Here is a 20,274-nt window from a genome sequence, read left to right as displayed (position 1 = left end):
TCAAGAGCCTGCCCCTCATCCCCGCCCATCCCCCCGCCGATACTCCGCCGGCGCCTTCCCCACCATTTTCCGAAAATCGCGCGTGAAATGCGCCTGGTCGAAATACCCCAACGCCTGAGCCAGTTCCGCGAGATCGACCGGCTCGCCGCCGGCGAGTTTGTCCGCAGCCTCATGCAGGCGATAACGACAAATCACCCACTTCGGCGACACGCCCACATAGTTGGAAAACAGTTGCTGCAGCGTGCGCTCGCTCAACCCCGCGCGCTCGGCCAGATCGCGCACCTGCGTGAGCCCGAGGTCCTGCTGCAGCATCTCCAAGATGGCATGAATGCGCTCGACCTGCGGATCGGCCGGCGGCAGCACCCGCAACAGCAACGCCTCCGCGGCGGCCACCATCCCGGCATCCGCTTCGGCACCGAGCACGGCGTCTTCGGCTTGCGCATCGTCACAATCGAGCAGCGTCGACACGGGAAGCACCTTGTCTGTCGACAAATGCACGGGCTTGCCGAAGAACGCCCGGAACGCCCCCGGCCGAAACCGCAAGCCCATCACCCTCCCGGCGCCGGTCAGCGTCGTCTCGAACGCCCCCGACACCACACCGAAGATCCCCGTCTGCCGCCGGTCGAACACCAGGTTGACGCACGGATACGGCAGCGTGCGCTGCACATACGGCGGCTGGTCGCGCAGATCCCATTCGACGATCCAGTGGTGATCCAGCACCCCGGCCAGTTCGGCACACGGGTAATAGCGATTCAGCCGGAAGCGCTGATTGAAGGCTTTCGGGCCGACGACGCCTTTGGGCGTCTCGGTCACGTTACGCAAGTCGGCCATGGTGACGAACCGTTGAGGTGACGGCGTGATGATGCACCGCCACAGCGGATTTTTCCAAGACGAAGCCGCACGGCCGTCCTACATTGGAATACCTGTCCCGAACGCACACCGGAGCCCGCGATGCCGCAAGACCGTCACCTGACCCTGTACCACTCGCCGCGCAGCCGATCGGCCGGCGCGCGGATGCTGCTCGAGGAACTGAGCGCCGACTACGAACTGCACGCGTTCGACCTCTCCGCAGGCAAACATCACGACGCCGAATACCTCCGCATCAACCCGATGGGCAAGGTGCCCGCACTGCGTCACGGCGACGTGATCGTGACCGAGCAGGCCGCCGTCTACATGTACGCGGCGGAACTGTATCCGGAAGCCGGCCTGTCGCCGGCGCCGGGCGATTCACTGCGCGGCCCGTACCTGCGCTGGATGACGTTCTATGGCTCGTGCTTCGAGCCGGCCATCGTCGACCGCTCGATGAATCGTCCGCCCGCGGCTTACTCGACGTCACCCTACGGCGACTTCGATGCCGTCATCAACGCGATCGATGCGCAACTGGCACAGGGGCCCTGGCTGCTGGGCGAGCGCTTCACGGCGGCAGATGTGCTGTGGGGCTCTGCGCTGAACTGGACCACGATGTTCAAGCTGGTGCCCGAGACGCCGCGCATTCGCGCCTATATCGATCGCGTGCTGGCTCGCCCGGCCATCCAGCGCGCGCAGGCGGCAGATGCGGCACTCGCGGCAGAGCAGGACAAAGCCAAGGAGGCGGCGTCCGCTGCGAGATAGTCCGGTGCGGGGCGGACATCGATGCGTGTTCCGCCCCGCAACCCGTCAAAACATCGTATGCACCCCGACGCGCGCCACGGCCTGACTCGCTGAACTCGACGCCCCGTTCGGATCGAGCACGCCGTTGATCTGCGCGTTCGCCCCGCTGTTCGCGCGCTGATAATCCGCGGACACATAAACCATCGTCCGTTTCGTCAACAGGTATTGAAGCGCGACGCTGACCTGATGCGCGTGGTTGTCGTTCACAGCTTCATTGCCCTTCATGTACATGTACTTCGCGCCGAGAAAGACATCCGGCCGGATGCGCCACACCCCACCCGCTTCGGCCATCCACACGCCTGCGTCGTTGAACGAATTGCGTACGGTGGTCAGCAGCGCCTTCGCGGTGACCGCGCCGAAGTCATAGTGCATCCCGACGCCCCAGTTGCGCACACTGGTCGACGGTGTGCCGGGCGCCGGACCATACTTCTCGTTCGTATAGGCCGCACCGACACCGAACGCCCCGGCTTCGTAGTTCAGCCCGGCACTCACGGTATTGTCCGCGCCGACGGAACCGGCCACACCGCCGAACGCATACATCACGCCCCCGGAAAACCCGGCAATCGTCGGCAAGCTGTATTTGACCGAATTCGCGACCGGCTTGCTGCCCGCCGTGCGGTCCCAGTCGAATGCGCCGGTCGGATTGCCCGGCAGCGCGAGACGCTGGAACGGGCCATTCCTGAACCCGTACAGCCCCGTAAGATCCATCGAGATCGCGTTCCCCTTCGCAAACAGGGAATCCACCATGAAGTCGTACTGATTACCCAGCCTGACGCCGCCGAACCGGTCGCTCTCGATGCCCACGTATGCGTTACGCCCGAAGAGTCCGGTCCCGACGATGCTGCCGTTCGCCATCGAGAACTGGTTCACGAGCGCGAACGTCGCGTGATATCCGCCACCGAGATCTTCCGTGCCGCGCAAGCCGAACAGGTTCGGCGTGAAGATGCCGTCGTCGAACTTGACGTTCTTTCCACCAGCCTCGTTGCTGACATACGAGATGCCGCTGTCGATCAGACCGAACATGGTCACGCTGCTCTGCGCGTATGCACCCTGCGCGATGACAAGCATCGCGACTGCTCCAAACCTCAGTTTCATTGTGTCTCCGTCTTTTTTCTGTCAATGCGAACCGGTCGCCCACTGTCTCGCGGGTACTCGCCCGATGCTTCGTGAAACAACGACTTCCCCGGCCCGGCTTCGCATTCATCCAGGTCGGAAAAACTGGTATTCGATTAGCTTTACTGATTGAATTGAGCGAATGAAGTCACGCTCATTCTCCATTTCATCCCGCGTGATGCGATTACCGCACGGCCCGATTTCCGCTGGGCAATCCGACCTTCCGAATCAAGCGCTCCGACAAATCACCCACGCCGCCGAATCCACCTCGACAGCCACGGCTTCCAGCCCGGCACCCGAACACGGTCCGTCGATGCACACGCCATCGTCGAACCTGAACAGCGCGCTGTGATGCGCACACATCAGCACCTGGGATCGGTAACAGGAAACGTTGCCCGGCACGAAGTCGAGCGGAACCGAGAAATGTGGGCAACGGTTCACGTAAGCCCACACCTGTTCTCCACGCCGCACGACGATGACAGGATGCCCGATGCACGCTTCGTCGACGACCCGTGCCCCGCCATCCGGCACATCGGAGAAGCGGCAGAGTTGCGCGTCACCCATGACTCACGCTCTCCGCTCGGGATTGCCAAGGCTCCAGTCCCACGGTCGAACCTCCACCCGCGAGAACAGCCCTTCTTTCACGTACGGATCGTTGCCGACGAACTGCATCACCGCATCGATGTCGTCCGCCTCGACGACGAGCAGCGTGCCGTTCATCGCATCGCCCTGCGGATCCAGCGTCGGCCCGCCGAGCCGCACATACACGCCGTGCTGCGCGGCGGCGCGAAGATAGGTCCGATGCGTGGACCGCACGCGGTCGCGCACTTCGCGCATCCCGGGCTGGTCCGTCGCAAACACTGCAAAGAATCGCGCCATGTTGGTCAGTTCCGGTCGAGCACGAAGTCGTACGTCGCTTCGCGGTATGCGCCGCTCACTCCGACACGGCGCGCGAGTTCATCGCCCGCCGCACGCGGACGATAGGCAACCATCAGCGACGGCTTCACGCCGAAGACGGCATCCGAGTTCAGATACGCGTCCTCCTCGTCGAACAGATGCGTGACGAGCTTGCGGTAGCCGGGCGCGTCGATCATGAAGTGCAGATGCGCAGGCCGCCACGGATGACGGCCGGTGGCATCGAGCATCTTCCCGACCGGGCCGTCGGTCGGAATCGGGTAGCTGACCGGCAGAATCGTCGTGATCGCATAACGGCCTTCTGCATCGGTCCGGTAGCGGCCGCGCAGATTGCCGTGCGGCTGCGCCTTGTCCTGCCCGGAATACATGCCGTTCTCCGCGGTCTGCCACACGTCGAGCACGGCGCCGCGCACCGGCGCGCCGTCGGTGTCGAGCACGCGGCCATGCACGACGACGGGCGTGCCGGGCGTGAATGCCATGTTCTCGCCATACGCGCGCTCGGGCATGCCTTCGATGTAGAACGGGCCGAATACGGTCGTTTCCGTCGCGCCGGTGGCGAAGCGATGATTGATCGCATCGACCAGCATCGACACGCCCAGCGTGTCCGACAGCAGGATGAATTCCTGGCGCACGACGTCGTCGCACATCTGCCCGGTTTCGGTCAGGAAGCGAATCGCGGCCATCCACTCGGCCTCGGTCAGCTCCGTCTCGCGCACGAACGCATGCAGATGCCGCACGAGGCTCTGCATCAGCACGCGCAAGCGCGGGTTCGACGTACCGTCGAAGCTGGCGACGACCTGCTCGGTCAGCCGCGTATCGCCGTCATCATGATGCTCATTCGTCACGTTCGTCTCCTGTGATGCAGCTGGCCGCTCAATGCGGCTCGCGCCCTTCCCACGCATGCTGAAGCAATTCGCGAATCGGCGCACGTTCGATCGGCCGCGGGTTCGCATACGGATTCCGGCAGGCGAGGTCGGCGGCTTCGTCGAGGCCCGCTTCCGGCATCCCGATGTCGGCAAGCGCAGCCGACAGGCCCAGTTGCCGATTCAACCGGAACAACAGCGGGCCGGCGTCGGCCGCGTCGGTGCCGCCCAGCGCCCGCGCGACACGGCGCAGCGCGTCGGGCGCCGCGGCATGGTTGTAGTGCGCGGTATGCGGCAACATCGCGGCGTGCGTCTGCGCATGCGGCAGGTTGAAGGTGCCGCCGAGCGTATGACACAGCTTGTGGTGCAACGCCATGCCGACCGCGCCGAGACACGTGCCGGCGAGCCATGCGCCATACAACGCGCGGCTGCGCATCTCGCGGTCGTCGGGCGCGCGAACGATCGCGGGCAGTGCCTCGCCGAGCGCACAAATCGACTCCTCGGCCATCAGGCTGATCACCGGGTTCGCATCTTCCGCGTAGAGCGCTTCGACCGCGTGCGCCATCGCATTGACGCCCGACGCCGCCGAAATCCCCGGCGGCAGCGACAGCGTCAGGGACGGGTCATAGAGCACCGTCCGCGGCAGCACGCGCGCATCGCGCCCGGTGCGCTTCAGCCGGCCTTCCGTGAGCCCGAAGATCGGCGTCATCTCCGAGCCCGCGTAAGTCGTCGGCACGGCGAGGATCGGCAGCGACGACTCGAGCGCGATCGCCTTGCCGAGCCCGATCGTCGAGCCGCCGCCAATCGCGATGCAGCAGTCCGCGCCGAGTTCGGCGGCCATCTCGCGTGCGGCACGCGCGACTTCGACCGGCACGTGCATCACGGCCTGCGCGCATACGCCGGCGGCGCGCTCGCCGAGCACGCCCCTGACCCGTTCTGCGAGCGGCTGCTGTTCCGGCGTCGACAGAATCAGCGCCCGCTGCGCGCCGAGCGCGGACAACTCGTCCGGCAACCGTTCGAGCGCACCCCATTCGAACACGACGCGGGACGGCGTTCCCTGATAGACGAAGCGCTCCATCCCGGCCTCAACGCTTGAAGTGCGGCGGCACCTTGCCGTCGACGTTGACCCACACCGAGCGCGCTTCCGTGTAGTCGTGCATCGCCTCGAAGCCCATCTCGCGGCCGTAGCCCGACTTGCCGACACCGCCGAACGGGCTGCCCGGATTGACGCGCTTGTAGCAGTTGATCCAGCACATGCCCGCGTCGATCTGCGACGCCATCTTGTGTGCGCGGGAAAGATCGTTGGTCCACAGGCCGCTGCCGAGCCCGTATTCGGTTGCGTTGGCGATCGACAGCGCTTCCTCGTCGGTGCCGAAGCGCAGCACGGTGACGAACGGGCCGAACACTTCCTCCTGCGCGACGCGATCGGTGGCATGCTTCGCTTCGATGACGGTCGGGCGCACGTAGTAGCCGTTGGCGAGTGCGGCATCCTGCGGCGCACTGCCGCCCGCGAGCACGCGGCCGCCCTGCTCGCGCGCGACGTCGACGAACGACAGCACGCGGTCGAGGTGCTGCTTCGACGTCAGCGGGCCCATCTCGGTGTCCGGGTCCAGCGGGTTGCCGACGCGGATCGACGAAGCCAGCGACACGAAGCGCTCGAGGAATTCGTCGGCGATGCGTTCATGCAGCACGAGGCGCGAACCCGCAATGCACGCCTGCCCCTGATTGTGGAAGATCGCCCACGCGGCGCCGTTGATGGCGGCATCGAGGTTCGCATCGTCGAAGACGATGTTCGCGCCCTTGCCGCCGAGTTCCAGCTGCACGCGCTTCAAGTTGCCCTGCGAGGCCTCGACGATCCGGCGGCCCGTTGCCGTCGAACCGGTGAACGCGATCTTCCCGACCCCGGGGTGCTCGGCGAGCCGCTGGCCGGCCGTATGACCGTAGCCGGGGACGATATTGACGACACCTGCGGGGAACCCGACCTCGGCCATCAGTTCGACAATGCGCAGCGTCGACAGCGGCGTGATCTCCGACGGCTTGAGCACAACCGTGTTGCCTGCCGCCAGCGCCGGCCCCATCTTCCAGCTCGTGAACATCAGCGGGAAATTCCACGGCACGATCTGGCCGACGACGCCGACCGGCGCGCGCTGCACATAGTTCAGGAAGCCGGTTTCGACGGGAATCACCGAGCCCTGCAGCTTGTCGGCCATGCCGCCGAAGTAGCGGAAGCATCCTGCCGTGCGCGGCACGTCGAGCGCGCGCGAATCGCGGATCGGGTGGCCGGTGTCCAGCGATTCCAGCTGCGCGAGTTCCTCGGCGTTGGCTTCGATCGCGTCGGCGAGGCGCAGCAGCAACCGGCCGCGCTCGGCCGCCGCCATGGCCGACCACGCCGGGAACGCCCGGGTCGCGGCTTCGACCGCCAAGTCCACGTCCACCGCAGTGGCGGCGGCGATCTTCGTGATCAGCGAGCCGTCGTGCGGATTGAGCACGTCGATCGTGCCGCGCTCGACGGCGTCAACGAAGCGCCCGTCGATGAAAAGTTGGGTTTGCATGAATCGTCCTCGATTTTTTGCTGAAGTGCGGCTTAAAACTCGATCGGATACGGCGCCAGCTCACCGCTCTCGTATCGCTGCGGCAGGTTCGGTGTCGCGTTTTCCCAGACCAGCAGCATCGAGCGCTTCGTCGAATAGCCCTGGTGGCGGATGTCGGCGGGCATCGCGCAGATGTCGCCGGCCCGCATCGTGATGCGCGCGCGCGGCGCGCCGGTGTTCTTGTCGCCGATGTCCCATACGATTTCGTCGGACAACTGAAGGAACCATTCGACGCGGTCGTTGCCGTGGAACACCGGCAGGATGAATTCCTCGGTAGTCGGGCAGAACAGGCTGCGCCCGCACACGGACGTGACCGACGGATTCCACGTCACGTCCGAACGCGACAGGTACTTGAACAGGTTGAACGCGTGCAGTTCGCCTTCGAAGCCCGGCTTCACATGCACTTCAGGCTCGTCCTGGCCGACGTCGAGGAACGCGCGGTTGACCGGCAGATCGTCGCGCAGCGGCGAGTCGCCTTCGAGGCCCGGCATGCGGCGCGTCGCGATGCGCGTGCGTTCGATCGCCGCGCCGTTCTCGCCGTGCTTGCGGCCGAATGCCGTGCCGGTTTCCTCGGGTGCGGCGAACGGATCGAAGCCTTCGTTGGTCCAGTCGTGCAGCATGGCCTTGAAGGTCGCCATGATCGTCGGTGTTTCGAACGTCTCGGTGTAGTCGACGCCGGCTTCCTTCAGGATCCCGTTGAACGTGCCCGCATAGACGTCGACCTTGCCGTAGTGATTGCGCGTGCCGAACACGTGATCGAAGTTCACCCAGCCGTAGAAGAAGCCCCATGCGACGTCACGCATCATCGCGCGCAGAAACGCGTCCGCGGGCATTGCATGCGTGCGCGTGCGGCCTTTCGCAGGCCAGCTGATTTTCACGAAGTATTCGTCGCGCTGGAACGCGAACTCGCCGAGCCGGAAGCGGCGGTAACCGGTGACGGCATCGGCTTCCGTGGCCTGCACCAGATCGGCGGCAAAGCCAGCGGAAAGATCGAGGGTCTCGAGGGTGGCCATAACGTGTCTCCTGGAATGTTTGAATGGGGCAGTCGGATGGATCAGCTCAGGCAGATGTCGGCCCACTTCTCGACGGACAGCTCGCCGAGCACGGTCTGCACGAGCGCGACGCCCGGCTTGCCGGCGGCGAAGCGATACGCGCAGCCGGCCGGCAGCAGTGCCTGATGCCCCTTGCGCAGGACGACGTAGCCCATCTCGCGGCCCGCCGGCTGCGTGCCGGCGCTCACGGTGCCGCGGCCGGTGGTCGGCGGGTTGTCGAGCTTGATGAATTCGATGCGGACTTCGCCATCCATCTGGATCGCGAACTCGTCGTGCGCGCACGCGAACCAAGGCGACTCGCCGTCGGTCCGCAGCACTTCGATCACGTATTCGAGGTTCTTGCCGGCGACGATCTTTTCGTAGGGAGCCGACTTCGATGCGATCTCGAATACGTTCGAGAAGGCGTAGTGTTTTGCGCTGCCGCTGGTGATTTCGATCTCGCCCTTGATATGGCTGTCGAGCGAGCCAAAGACGGTGTGGAATGCCGCGTCGGTCATTGCTGTCTCCTGAGTTGAACCGCTTGTTGGATTCAACTCTAGGGGCAAGGGCGCCCCTCAACAAGGCAACGGAGCGCGACTACGGCATTTGCGATTCGCGAATAATCGCTTCGTTCAGCGAACCCAGCCGCGCTCCAGCAGTGGACGGTCCCACGGCGACTCGTCGCCGATGTATTCGACGAGGAATTCGACCAGCGCCTTCACCTTCAACGCCTGTCGCTGCGTTGCAGGATAAACGGCGGCAAAGCTGAGCGGCGCGATCTGGAAATCGGTGAGGATGGGCACCAGCCGGCCCGCGACGAGCGCGTCGCTCGCAACCAGCGTGGGCAGGCAGACGACACCACCGCCCGTCAGCGCATACTCGCGCAGCAGGTGCACGGAGTTCGAGCGGATCATGCCGGGCAACTCCATCTCGACGACCTCGTCGCCGCGCGTCAGGGTCCAGCGGTTGCGCGACGGATAGCCGGAATACAGCGCCGTGGTGTGCTGCAGCAATTCGCGCGGATGTTGTGGCGCACCATGCGCTTCGAGGTAGGCCGGCGACGCGCAGAAAAGGCGTCGCACCACGAACAGGCGCCGCTCGATCAGCGACTCGGATATCGGCGGGAAGATCTGGAACGCGATGTCGAACCCTTCTTCGACAGGGTCCACGACACGGTCATTGACGATGATGTCGAGCTGAATGCCCGGGTAGCGGCGATTGAATTCGGCGAGCGGCACACCGAAGTGATCGAGCGCGAAACCGGGCAGCATCTGGATCCGCAGCCGCCCGGTCGGCGTCGCGCGCAGTTCGCGCATCTGGTCGGTCAGCTCGTTGACGCGCCCGACCACCTCGGCGCATTCGCGGTAGAAGGTCTCGCCGACTTCGGACAGGCGCACGTGGCGCGTGCTGCGATGGAACAGCGGCGCGTTGACGAACTTCTCCAGCTGCTGGATGCGGTTCGTCACGACCGAACTGGTGACCCCAAGCTGTCGCGCCGCTTCCGCAAAACTGCTCGCCTCCGCAACCCTGACGAATGCTTCGATGCTCAGAAACCGGTCCATACCGCGCCCTTTCCGAAAGCGAAACCGGCAGTCTAACCGCACCTGCCGGCCGGTTGGGTCATGCCGAACGCGTCACACTGTCACCTGGCGGGTGTCAATCCCGCCGACAGCCCGGCACGAGCATGACCGAGGGTACGTTACGGCTGCTTGCCTGCCGACAGCTCCGGCTGCAAGCCCACGCGACGCTGCAGCACGGCCGGCGCGGTTTCCCGCAGCAGCAAGCTGACCACGATGCCGAGCAGCACTGCCCCCATCGGCAGCCACAGAATGTTCTGGATCCCGAAGTGTGCGGCAACGTAGCCGCCCATCGCCGGTGCGATGCCGCCGCCGAAGATCTCGCCGCAACCGACCACCACGCCGATCGACGTCGAAACGAGGCCGACGGGCGCGGCTTCGGTCGCCACGGGGCCCGACAGCAGCGACACCAGCCCGAGCGTGAAGAACGATGCGACGAACAGCACCGCGAACAGCACGAGCGGCTGCGGACCCAGCCCGCGGAACACGTAGAGCATCACCGCCGTGCCGGCGAAACCGACGATGCTCGCGAGGCGGCGGCCCACGAGGTCGGACAGGCCCGGCAGCCCGAACTGCCCGAGAAAGCCGCCGAAGCCGATCGCCGACACCACGAGGCCCATCTTCTGCGTGCCGAGCCCAAGGTAATCCGTCAGGTACAGTGGCAGCAGCGCGCCGAGCACGAACACGCCGGTCATCGCACAGCACAGCGCGCCCATCGCGACGAGGATGTTGCGGCTCTTCAGCACATGGCCGAGCGACGCCGGCGCGTGTTCCGACACCACCTCCCTCGCGCGCTTCGGTTCGCGGATCACGAAGAACATGATCGCGCCGAGGATCAGCCCGGGAATCGCCACGAGCGCGAACACCCAGCGCCACGACACGACATTGAGCAGCTGCGTCGCGATGATCGGCGACAGCGCGAGCCCGAACAGCGCGAAGCCGCTTTGCTGCAGCCCGAGGTTCAGGCCGCGCCGCCGCGGATGCGACGCGTCGGCGGTGGCCGCGAAACTGGTCGGGCAGAACGAGCCTTCGGCGACGCCCATCAGAGCGCGAATCGCGATCAGCCCGAGCAGCCCGCCCGCGAGCCCCGAGAAGCCCGACAGCAGCGAGAACGCGATGATCGCCGGGATCAGGACCTTGCGGCGGCCGACCTTGTCGGAAATGCCGCCCATCAGCGCCGCGAAGATGCCCCACGACAGGCCGAGCACGCCGATGCAGTTGCCGACGTCCTGCGCGGTCAGGTGCAGGTCCTTCATGATCGAAGGGAACAGCGGCGCGATGAGCCAGCGGTCGAGGCCGACCAGCCCGAAACCGAGCGCCAGCAGCGTCACCGCCTTCCACTCATAGGAGGTATCCCACTCGTTTGCTTTCATGTCCGTCTCCGTGGACCGGTCCGCCTGCACGCGCCGGGGGCGTCCGCGCATGAGCCAGGTCCGTTGTCTTGTGTGTGCGATGCGACGTGCGTCGCGAGGAAGTGGCGGCCGCCTTTCCGGTTGCAGGCGTCGAATTCAATCAGCCGACGCCCGAACGATAGGTGCGCGCGCGCAAATCGGGTATGGAACATCCGGCGAACGCGCCATTCGCGAAACGCAAATAATCGGGGCATCGGTGCGGGAGGCGTCAGCCGGAGGCGCGGAACGCGCGGCGGCACGGACGAAACGGCGCGAATGCGTGCGTCACCGGGGGAATCCCTCATGGACATCGGCCGATCGTTGCCGGGTGCCACCGGGAGACAACAGGATACGATTCCAATTAAATCAACGTCGATGGAATATTTTTCCACGCATCAGCGAAGAGCCAACCCATTTTGGATCCTTTTTCCCCGCTCCTCCTCGTATCATTTCTCCCGTTACGAAAAGAAAGAGCCAGAGAAGGACATGAGCGATACCACCCCGCTGCACTACCTCGACTACGCGGCCACCACCCCCGCGGATCCCCGCGTGATCGAAGCGATGACGGCCTGCCTGGGCGCCGACGGCATCTTCGGCAATCCCGCGTCGAGTTCGCACGCCGCCGGCCGGCTGGCCAAGGAAAAAGTCGAGCACGCACGCGCGCAGGTCGCCGCGCTGATCGGCGCGGATGCCGACGAGATCGTCTGGACGTCGGGCGCCACCGAATCGAACAACCTCGCGCTGAAAGGCTATGCGGAGACCGCGACCGACAAGCGCCACCTGATCACGAGCCGCATCGAACACAAGGCCATCCTCGACACGATGGCGAACCTGTCGAAGCGCGGCATGACCGCGACCTACCTGTCGCCCACCGCCGACGGCGAAATCACCGTCGACGCCGTGGCCGCGGCGATCGGCCCCGACACGGGCCTGGTGTCGCTGATGCTCGTCAACAACGAACTCGGCACGCTGACCGACATCGGCGCGATCTCGCGCATCGTGCATGCGGCCGGCGCGCTGCTGCACGTCGACGCCGCGCAGGCGCTCGGCAAGACACCGATCGACGTGCGCGCGCTCGGCATCGATCTGCTGTCGATGTCCGCGCACAAGGTGTATGGCCCCAAGGGCATCGGCGCGCTGTTCGTCCGCCGCGAGATCGCCGACCTTATCGCGCCGCAGATCCACGGCGGCGGACACGAGCGCGGCCTGCGCTCGGGCACGCTCGCGACGCACCAGATCGTCGGCATGGGCACCGCCTGCGAACTGGCCGCGGAAAAACTCGAGCGCGAAGCCGTGCGGATCGCGGCGCTCAGCGCACGCCTGAAGGACGCGCTGCTCGCGCTCGGCGGCGTCACGCACAACGCGGCGGCGGCACGCCGCATCCCGCACACGTTGAGCCTCACGGTCAACGTGCCGGGCTTCTTCCCGTTCATGCTCGGCGATTCGCTCGCCGTGTCGTCGACCTCCGCGTGCAACTCGACCAGCGGCGCGCCGTCCCACGTGTTGACCGCGATCGGCCTCGACGCCGAAGCCGCGGGCCGCACCGTGCGCATCAGCTTCGGCCGCTTCACGACGGAGCAGGACGTCGATTTCGCGATCGCGTGTTTCGCGCGCGCGCTCGAGCAATGCCGTGCCGCGGCGGCGACCGGGTTCGCCGCATCGCGACAGATCACGCCGGCGGACCTGAAGGCGATTCGCAACGCAGGCTTTCGCGCGGTGATCTGCAACCGGCCGGACGGCGAAAGCGCCGATCAGCCGGCATTCGAGGAAATCGCCGCCGCCGCGCGCGAACTCGGCCTCGACGCGCGCTATCTGCCGGTCGAACGCGACCGGATCGGCGATGCGGAAGTCGATGCGTTCGGCGCGCTGGTCGATGCGCTGCCGAAGCCGGTGCTCGCGTATTGCCGAAGCGGGAGCCGCGCCGGGATGCTGTGGAATCGCCTGACGGCGCGGCGGACCGCAACGGTCTGAGCGCAACCCGTATGTAACCGGGCATCGCCCGCGATCGCGCACGAAGCCGACGGCACGGTGCGCGATCGCGCGGGCACGAGCACCGTCACCTGAATGTTCACGCTGAACAGGATCGTGAAGCGTCGCGCGGGCGCCCCGTACCAATCGGTGACCGGATGAATCCGATACTGCGCCGTTCCGCATCCATCTGCCCGTCTCCTGAAGCCGCATCTTCCGTCAACCCGCTTCGCCACGCGGATTGATGCCACTCCAGCGGGCATTTTTTCCCCGGGTATCGAGGTTCGACAAGCACGGATCATCCGCGATCCGTACGGATTTCTTACAAAACTTCAACCCGGCATGCGATGCCCCCGAAACGTGCATCCGCCCGGAGTTTCGGGTGCATTGCCGAAATCCGATAGCGCCGCGAGATTTGGCTTCATAACGTTCCCGCATCGGACCGGAAAGCGACTCGTCATTCACCCATGACGTCGCGTGCCGCCGACGAATTCCAGGAGCGGGCTGCCGTGCCGGGCCCGGGCAGCGATGACGGTCCTGCCATGCAGGACATTCGTGACGGAGCGAACATGGACGCGAAAATCCAGCCTGACTTGGGCACCGACAGTGACGTAAGCCTTCTCCACAAGATGGGATACGCGCAGGAGCTGTCGAGACGCATGAACGGCTTCTCGAACTTCGCCGTGTCGTTTTCGGTGATCTGCATTCTGTCGGGCGGCATCACGGCGTTTCAACTGGCGTTTTCCGCGGCCGGCGGCGCATCGATCGGCCTCGGCTGGCCGCTCGGCTCGCTGTTCGCGCTGATCGTGGCGGTATCGATGTCGCAGATCGCGTCCGCGTTTCCGACCGCCGGCGGCCTCTATCACTGGGGCGCCATCCTCGGCGGGAAGAAATGGGGGTGGATGACGGCATGGCTCAACCTGATCGGCCTGATCTTCGTGATCGCAGCGATCAACTTCGGCACCTACGATCCGTTCTTCAAGACGCTGATCGCACCGATGTTCGGCGTCAGTCCGGACAGCCTGACATGGTGGCATCAGACCGCGTTCATCGCGGTCATCACCCTGTCGCAGGCGATCCTGAACGCACGCGGCATCAGGATCGCGAGCAAGATCACCGACCTGTCCGGCTACCTGATCTTCGTCGTGACGATCGCGCTGGTCGTGTCGCTCCTGGTCTACTCACCGGTCGCGTTCGACCTGCATCGGCTCGTCACCTTCACCAATTACACGCACGTCGACGGCAGCGCCTGGCCGAAACAGAGCATGCCGCTCGCGTTCCTGTCCGGCCTGCTGCTGGTGACCTACACGATCACGGGCTTCGACGCATCCGCGCACACGTCGGAAGAAACGCACGACGCGGCGAAGAACGTGCCGCGCGGCATCATCGGCTCGGTGTTCTGGTCCGCGGCGTTCGGCTACGTGATGGTGTGCACGTTCGTGCTGGTCATGCCGGACCTGACCGCCGCGATGAAGCAGGGCACCGGCTTCTTCGAAGCCATCCTCGCGCCGATTCCGAAGACGTTGCGCGTGTGCCTCGAGCTCGCGATGTTCTTCATCAACTACGTGTGCGGACTCGCCGCGATCATGTCGACGTCGCGCATGATGTATGCGTTCGCGCGCGACGGCGGGCTGCCGGCGTCGAAGCTGCTGCGCAGCGTGAATCACAATCATCGGACGCCCGGGCCCGCGATCTGGACCTGCGCGGTGCTCGCAATCGTCGTCACGCTGTACGGCGACGCGTTCTCGGTGTTGAGCGCGGGCAGTGCCGTGTTCCTGTTCATCTCGTATGCGATGCCGATCGGCTCGGGGATGCTTGCCGAAGGGCGCACGTGGACCGAAATGGGCCCGTTCCGGCTGGGCATCTGGTCGAAGCCGTGCGCGCTGCTCGCGCTGGTGGGCGCCTGCGTGCTCGCGTACGTCGGCATCCAGCCGCCGAACGAGAAGGTGCTCTACGTGCTCGTCGCGTTCGTGGCAGTACTGATGGTCATCTGGTACGGCTTCGGTGTGCGCACGACCTTCGCCGGGCCGCCGATGCTCAAGGACACGCGCAATGACGCGCGCATTCGCGAACTCGAGGCGAATGTCGATCCGAGCGTGTGACGCGACACCGATTCGCGCACAGCGCAAAAATCCGGCTCGCGGTGTGCGAGCCGGATTTTTTTAGTCGCGTCGTAGCGAACGAGGTTCAACCGCGTTGGCGGTCGAACCCGATTGCCGCGTCTTAGCCGTAGACCGGGAAACGCTTGGTCAGCTCCGCGACCAGGCCACGAACGCGCTCGATCGTCGCCGCATCTTCCGGCGCTTCCAGCACGTCGGCGATCAGGTTGCCGACCATCTCCGCTTCCGCCGGGCCGAAGCCGCGCGTCGTCATCGCCGGCGAACCCAGACGGATCCCGCTCGTCACGAACGGCTTTTCCGGATCGTTCGGAATCGCGTTCTTGTTCACCGTGATGTGTGCCGCGCCCAACGCCGCTTCCGCCGCCTTGCCCGTGATCTTCTTCGCGCGCAGGTCCACCAGCATCACGTGGCTTTCCGTACGGCCCGACACGATCCGCAGCCCGCGCTTGACCAGCGTCTCAGCCAGCACGCGTGCGTTCTCGACCACCTTCTCCTGGTAAGCCTTGAACTCCGGCGACAGCGCTTCCTTGAACGCCACCGCCTTCGCCGCGATCACGTGCATCAGCGGGCCGCCCTGGATGCCCGGGAAGATCGCCGAGTTGATCTGCTTCTCGTATTCCGACTTCATCAGGATCACGCCGCCGCGCGGGCCGCGCAGGCTCTTGTGCGTCGTCGTCGTCACGAAGTCCGCGTGCGGCACCGGGTTCGGGTACACGCCCGCCGCGATCAGCCCCGCGTAGTGCGCCATGTCGACCATCAGGTACGCACCGACCGACTTCGCGATCTTCGCCAGACGCTCGAAGTCGATCTTCAGCGCGAATGCCGACGCGCCCGCGACGATCAGCTTCGGCTTGTGTTCGTTCGCCAGTTGCTCGGCTGCGTCGTAGTCGATGTCTTCGTTTTCGTTCAGGCCGTAGCTCACGACGTTGAACCACTTGCCCGACATGTTCACCGGCGAGCCGTGCGTCAGGTGGCCGCCGTGCGCGAGGCTCAGCCCCATGATCGTGTCGCCCGGCTTGAGCATCGCGAAGAACACGCCCTGGTTCGCCTGCGAACCCGAGTTCGGCTGCACGTTCGCCGCTTCCGCGCCGAACAGCTGCTTCACGCGGTCGATCGCCAGCTGCTCGACCACGTCGACGTATTCACAGCCGCCGTAGTAACGCTTGCCCGGATACCCTTCCGCGTACTTGTTCGTGAGCTGCGAGCCCTGTGCGGCCATCACGGCCGGGCTCGTGTAGTTTTCCGACGCGATCAGCTCGATGTGCTCTTCCTGGCGGCGGTTCTCGTCCTGAATGGCAGTCCAGAGTTCCGGATCGACGTTGGCGACGGTGCTGGTAGTGCGATTGAACATGATGATTGATCAAAAGAAAGTGATGGATTGACCCTGGTATGCCGGACTTGCCCGGACCCGCGAAGCCGAGCGCCGGACCGGCGCTCGATGACGTCATCAACCATGCCGCCCCGCGATGCCGGCTGAACGGTGATTCGGCATTGCCATTCCAACAGACGCAAATTCGTTCAGATAGAAGGATTACGACAATCCGCTAGGACGCATCGCGCGGCGAACCCGCAAAAAAAATCGAAGGCCCGCATCGCTGCGGAACCTTCGACGGGACCTGCCGCTCCTGGAGAATTCGTGCCTGCCCTTCGGCCTCCTGCGAATATCGGGGCCTAAACAGCGGAAAAACAGTTGTCGACGAACAGATGGGTACCGTTGACGAAGCTCGATTCGTCTGACGCCAGGAACAGCGCGGCTGCGGCCACTTCCGACGGCTCGCACAGCCGGCCTTGCTGCACCGCGATAGCCGCTTCGGTCGCGTCCACGCCCATCGCCTGCAGATCCTTGAGCTCGCGCATCCCGTGCGGCGTGCGGATGAACCCGGGCGCCAGCGCGTTGCAGCGGATGCCGCGGTCGCGGTATTCGACTGCGATCGCCCGCGCGAACATGTGGCACGCGCCCTTGGTCGCGTCATACAGCACCTCGCCGGGCGTCGCGCAGACGGCCGAGATCGACGACGTGCAGACGATGCTGCCGCGCCCCTGTTCCAGCATCTGCGGCAGGACCGCCTTCGTCATCAGGAACATGCTCTTCACGTTCACGCCCATCAGCCAGTCCCATTCCGACTCCTCGATGTCGAGGAACGGTTTGACGATCAGCGTGCCCGCGTGATTGAACAGGATGTCCGCATTGCCATATTGCCGGCGCACCGCGTCGACCGCCGCCTGCACCTCCGACTGCTTCGACACGTCGGCGCCGACGCCCAACGCCTGCAAGCCGGCATCGCGCAGCCGCGACGCGAGCGTTTCGGCCGCGTCGCCGTCGCGGTCGATGATCGCCACCTTCGCGCCCTGCGCGGCGAACAGTTCGGACGCGGCGCCGCCGCATCCGCCCGCGCCGCCGCTCACGATGGCGACCTTGCCGGCCAGGCGTCCGTCAATCTTGGCATTCATTCGTCGCTCTCCAGTCTGGTTCGTTCGGACCGCTCAGCTGAACAGCGTCCGAAGATGATCGTTGAGGAAACGGCCTTCCGGGTCCACGCTGCGGCGCAGTTCGCGGAATGCTTCGGCCTTCGGGAACCAGCGATCCACGTCATCGCGGTTCGTGAAGTGCAGCTTGCCCCAGTGCGGACGCGAACCGTAGTCGCGCAGGATGTCGTCGACGTCCTTCAGGAACGGCCAGTAGTCGACGCCGTTCGGCCCGCCCGAGCACGAGATGGTTACGCTGTCCTGATTGTTGAACGGGCTGATCCACGCCGGATCGCCCTTCGTGAAGCGGTACTCGACCGGGAAGATGCAGTCGCGATGCTTCGTGAGGATCAGGTCGCGCACGCGGCGCAGCGCTTCCTTGCCGTGTTCGGCGGGCACGGCGTATTCGAGTTCGTGGAAGTTCGCGACGTAGTGAATCGCATAGACCTCGGCGCTGTACGCGATCTTCTCGTGCTCGCCTTCGAAGAAGGTGCGTTCGTCGGTGATGTCCATCACCTTGATTTCGCACACGTCGTAGTCTTTCTTCGAGTTCGACACCTTCGCGGTGTCGGGCAGGCAGTACAGGTGGCGGCTTTCGGACGTCGGGCACCAGAAGAAACCGAAATGCCGGTGCGTGGCCGCGAGGTCGTCGTACTTTTCCATCAGCGCCTCGAAGTCCTCGCGCCACACGCGGTCGTGCAGCCAGAACGCGTCGGTCACCTGCAGCGTCAGCTCCGACACCACGCCGAACAGGCCGATGTTCACCTGCGTCGCGTGCAGCAGTTCGAGGTCCTGCCTGTCGCTCACCTCCATGATCGAGCCGTCGGGGCGAACGATCCGCATCCCGACGACCTGCGACGACAGATTGCTCAGCGTCACCCCCGTGCCGTGCGTGCCGGTTGCGAGCGCACCGGCAATGGCCTGCGAATCGATGTCGCCCTGGTTGACGAGCGAGAAGCCGATGTCCTTCAGATGACGCGTCACCGCGTTGATCCGCGTGCCGGCCTTCACCGTGACGCGCTTTCGCTGCTCGTCGACCGCGACGATGCCCTGGTGGTCCTTCAGCGACAGCAACAGGCCGCTCGTCGCGACGACCGGCGTGAACGAATGTCCCGATCCCGAGCATCGGACGTTCTTGCCCTGGCGCGTCGCCGCATGCACCAGCTCGGCGATCTCCGCCTCGCTGGTCGGCGACGCGATGTGCGCGGCAACGCACGACTGATTACCCACCCAGTTCCGCCAGAATCCGCCACGTGGAAGCTCCATCGACGTCTCTCCAGAAGTGTGCCGCCGGTCCCACGCCGGCAGCCGTGTTCGGTTCGTCCGGCAACGAAGCGGGATGCTCCCGGCGCCGGCGCGATGCGATGCGTTGTGTTCCGTTCGTGCCAAAGGTATTGCGCCAGCCGGCTTTTCACTATCGGATTTCGGCAAGCGAGGGTTTCTTCGGGGAATCGGGCCATCGGGGTTTTTGACCGGCTCGTGCAGCGGCTACAATGCATCGATCCGGCCCGCCCCTTCCCGACTCCGATGACGCCGTCCGCCGATCCGAGCGATTTTTCTGGCGCCCCGCCGTTTGCGCGAACGGTGGCGTTCTGCGCGTTCACCGACGTGGAGGAACAGGCGCGGATCTTCGACGGCTGGGATCTCAACTACACGCAGATCTCGGGCGGCCTGTTTCATGGCTCGTCGTCCATCGTGTCGCTCGGCGGCATCCGGCTCCTGGTCGAGGACCTCGACAAGGTGATCCTGCAGCAGGGCGCGGTGCCGTCCGACCGCATCGCGGTGGCCGTGCCGCTGGAACTCGAAGGCCATGCACGCATGTGCGGGGAGAAGAGCGGGCGCGACAGCCTGCACGTGTTCTCGAGCCAGCCCGTGTTCGAGTTCTATTCGCCCGACCGGCACGTGCTCGTGAACGTCGAGATCGAACCCGACAAGCTGTCGACGGAGGCGATGCGCACACTCGCCGCGTCGCTGCGCGCGCGTACCTTCGCGCCGCTGATCCCGATGACGCCCCAGATCGCGGACCGCTTGCGCGACCTGCTGCGCCACACGATGGCCGCGGCCGCGAAAAGCACGCCGATCGAGGACGTGACGACGCAGGAGCGGATCGAACTGCTCGAGCGGACCGTGCTGTATGCGATTTCCGAAGCGATGACGATGCCCGCGCCGGACGCGGACGCCCTCGCGACGCGGCGGACGAAGTACTGGTCGCTCGTGAACGCGGTGCAGGAGCGGCTGCAGGATGCGTCGACGTGCCCGCTGTCGATCGCCGAACTGTGCGTGCAGCTCGGCATCAGCCGGCGTACCGCGCAATACGCGTTCAACGACACGCTCAACCTGAATCCGATCGCCTATCTGCGCGCCGTCCGGCTGAATCACGTTCGCCGCGAGCTGCGGCTCGGCGGGTCCGTGACGTCGGCCGCGACGAAGTGGGGCTTCTGGCACCTGAGCAGCTTTGCGCAGGACTACCGCGCGATGTTCGGCGAGTTGCCGTCGGCGACGGCGCGGCGTTACGCGCACCGGGAAGCCGAACATCGATCACGCGATACGTGACGCGGCTTCGCGTTGCCTGCGCATGAACCGAGCTTC

At 65.4% G+C, this 20,274-nt stretch carries 18 protein-coding genes; 4 read left to right on the top strand and 14 right to left on the bottom strand.

Annotation, left to right across the window (positions count from 1 at the left end):
- Positions 1–15: 15 nt before the first annotated feature.
- Positions 16–831, bottom strand: coding sequence for an AraC family transcriptional regulator (locus tag LGM71_RS16550; RefSeq protein WP_226115417.1), 816 nt, complete (start codon positions 829–831; stop codon positions 16–18).
- A gap of 120 nt (positions 832–951) precedes the next feature.
- On the opposite strand from LGM71_RS16550, the gene LGM71_RS16545 reads away from it, so the two are divergent.
- A complete protein-coding gene (locus LGM71_RS16545) occupies positions 952–1,611 on the top strand; it encodes a glutathione S-transferase family protein (RefSeq protein ID WP_059601027.1) in 660 nt (219 codons plus the stop codon).
- 45 nt (positions 1,612–1,656) lie between these two features.
- On the opposite strand, the gene LGM71_RS16540 is transcribed toward LGM71_RS16545, so the two are convergent.
- The 10 genes from LGM71_RS16540 to LGM71_RS16495 form a co-directional block, all read right to left on the bottom strand.
- Complete coding sequence (locus LGM71_RS16540) at positions 1,657–2,745, bottom strand: porin (RefSeq protein ID WP_226115416.1); 1,089 nt, start codon at positions 2,743–2,745, stop codon at positions 1,657–1,659.
- A 246-nt stretch (positions 2,746–2,991) separates the two neighbouring features.
- On the bottom strand, positions 2,992–3,327 hold the full coding sequence (locus LGM71_RS16535; RefSeq protein WP_226115414.1) for a Rieske (2Fe-2S) protein: 336 nt from the start codon (positions 3,325–3,327) through the stop codon (positions 2,992–2,994).
- A gap of 3 nt (positions 3,328–3,330) precedes the next feature.
- Positions 3,331–3,642 carry a YciI family protein gene (locus tag LGM71_RS16530; RefSeq protein WP_059504020.1) on the bottom strand — a complete coding sequence of 104 codons (312 nt, stop codon included), beginning with the start codon at positions 3,640–3,642 and terminating at the stop codon, positions 3,331–3,333.
- Positions 3,643–3,647: 5 nt separating this feature from the next.
- The gene (locus tag LGM71_RS16525) at positions 3,648–4,523 is read right to left on the bottom strand and encodes an intradiol ring-cleavage dioxygenase (protein ID WP_226115413.1); all 876 of its coding nucleotides are present in this window, start codon (positions 4,521–4,523) and stop codon (positions 3,648–3,650) included.
- A gap of 28 nt (positions 4,524–4,551) precedes the next feature.
- Positions 4,552–5,619: a maleylacetate reductase gene (locus LGM71_RS16520; RefSeq protein ID WP_226115412.1), complete on the bottom strand. Its 1,068-nt coding sequence runs from the start codon at positions 5,617–5,619 to the stop codon at positions 4,552–4,554.
- A 7-nt stretch (positions 5,620–5,626) separates the two neighbouring features.
- Complete coding sequence (locus tag LGM71_RS16515) at positions 5,627–7,093, bottom strand: aldehyde dehydrogenase family protein (protein WP_226115411.1); 1,467 nt, start codon at positions 7,091–7,093, stop codon at positions 5,627–5,629.
- Positions 7,094–7,125: 32 nt separating this feature from the next.
- The gene (locus LGM71_RS16510; protein ID WP_124906202.1) at positions 7,126–8,145 is read right to left on the bottom strand and encodes a hydroxyquinol 1,2-dioxygenase; all 1,020 of its coding nucleotides are present in this window, start codon (positions 8,143–8,145) and stop codon (positions 7,126–7,128) included.
- A gap of 41 nt (positions 8,146–8,186) precedes the next feature.
- Positions 8,187–8,681, bottom strand: a complete 495-nt coding sequence (locus LGM71_RS16505) for a hydroxyquinol 1,2-dioxygenase (RefSeq protein ID WP_226115408.1) — start codon at positions 8,679–8,681, stop codon at positions 8,187–8,189.
- 114 nt (positions 8,682–8,795) lie between these two features.
- Positions 8,796–9,725, bottom strand: a complete 930-nt coding sequence (locus LGM71_RS16500; RefSeq protein ID WP_059601009.1) for a LysR family transcriptional regulator — start codon at positions 9,723–9,725, stop codon at positions 8,796–8,798.
- A gap of 137 nt (positions 9,726–9,862) precedes the next feature.
- A complete protein-coding gene (locus LGM71_RS16495; RefSeq protein WP_226115406.1) occupies positions 9,863–11,113 on the bottom strand; it encodes an MFS transporter in 1,251 nt (416 codons plus the stop codon).
- A 504-nt stretch (positions 11,114–11,617) separates the two neighbouring features.
- On the opposite strand from LGM71_RS16495, the gene LGM71_RS16490 reads away from it, so the two are divergent.
- Together LGM71_RS16490 and LGM71_RS16485 are read left to right on the top strand one after the other, a co-directional pair.
- Entirely contained in the window at positions 11,618–13,102 is a 1,485-nt protein-coding gene (locus LGM71_RS16490; RefSeq protein WP_226115405.1) for an aminotransferase class V-fold PLP-dependent enzyme, read from the top strand.
- A gap of 566 nt (positions 13,103–13,668) precedes the next feature.
- The gene (locus tag LGM71_RS16485; RefSeq protein WP_124906190.1) at positions 13,669–15,201 is read left to right on the top strand and encodes an amino acid permease; all 1,533 of its coding nucleotides are present in this window, start codon (positions 13,669–13,671) and stop codon (positions 15,199–15,201) included.
- A gap of 121 nt (positions 15,202–15,322) precedes the next feature.
- Here LGM71_RS16485 and glyA read toward each other — a convergent pair whose 3' ends face one another.
- The 3 genes from glyA to LGM71_RS16470 all read right to left on the bottom strand — a co-directional run bounded on the left by glyA (position 15,323) and on the right by LGM71_RS16470 (position 18,951).
- The gene (gene glyA, locus LGM71_RS16480) at positions 15,323–16,570 is read right to left on the bottom strand and encodes a serine hydroxymethyltransferase (protein WP_226115404.1); all 1,248 of its coding nucleotides are present in this window, start codon (positions 16,568–16,570) and stop codon (positions 15,323–15,325) included.
- Positions 16,571–16,890: 320 nt separating this feature from the next.
- The gene (locus tag LGM71_RS16475; RefSeq protein WP_226115403.1) at positions 16,891–17,670 is read right to left on the bottom strand and encodes an SDR family NAD(P)-dependent oxidoreductase; all 780 of its coding nucleotides are present in this window, start codon (positions 17,668–17,670) and stop codon (positions 16,891–16,893) included.
- A gap of 33 nt (positions 17,671–17,703) precedes the next feature.
- Positions 17,704–18,951 (bottom strand): D-arabinono-1,4-lactone oxidase, encoded by a 1,248-nt coding sequence (locus LGM71_RS16470; RefSeq protein ID WP_226115402.1) that lies wholly within the window; start codon positions 18,949–18,951, stop codon positions 17,704–17,706.
- A 261-nt stretch (positions 18,952–19,212) separates the two neighbouring features.
- Between LGM71_RS16470 and LGM71_RS16465 the strand changes: the two genes are divergently transcribed.
- Positions 19,213–20,238 (top strand): helix-turn-helix domain-containing protein, encoded by a 1,026-nt coding sequence (locus tag LGM71_RS16465; RefSeq protein WP_226115401.1) that lies wholly within the window; start codon positions 19,213–19,215, stop codon positions 20,236–20,238.
- Positions 20,239–20,274 lie beyond the last annotated feature (36 nt).

This window comes from Burkholderia sp. AU33545, assembly GCF_020419685.1.
GTDB lineage: Bacteria > Pseudomonadota > Gammaproteobacteria > Burkholderiales > Burkholderiaceae > Burkholderia > Burkholderia diffusa.
The sequence above is the reverse complement of the archived record's forward strand: the minus strand, read 5'-3'. Positions and strand labels throughout refer to the sequence as shown.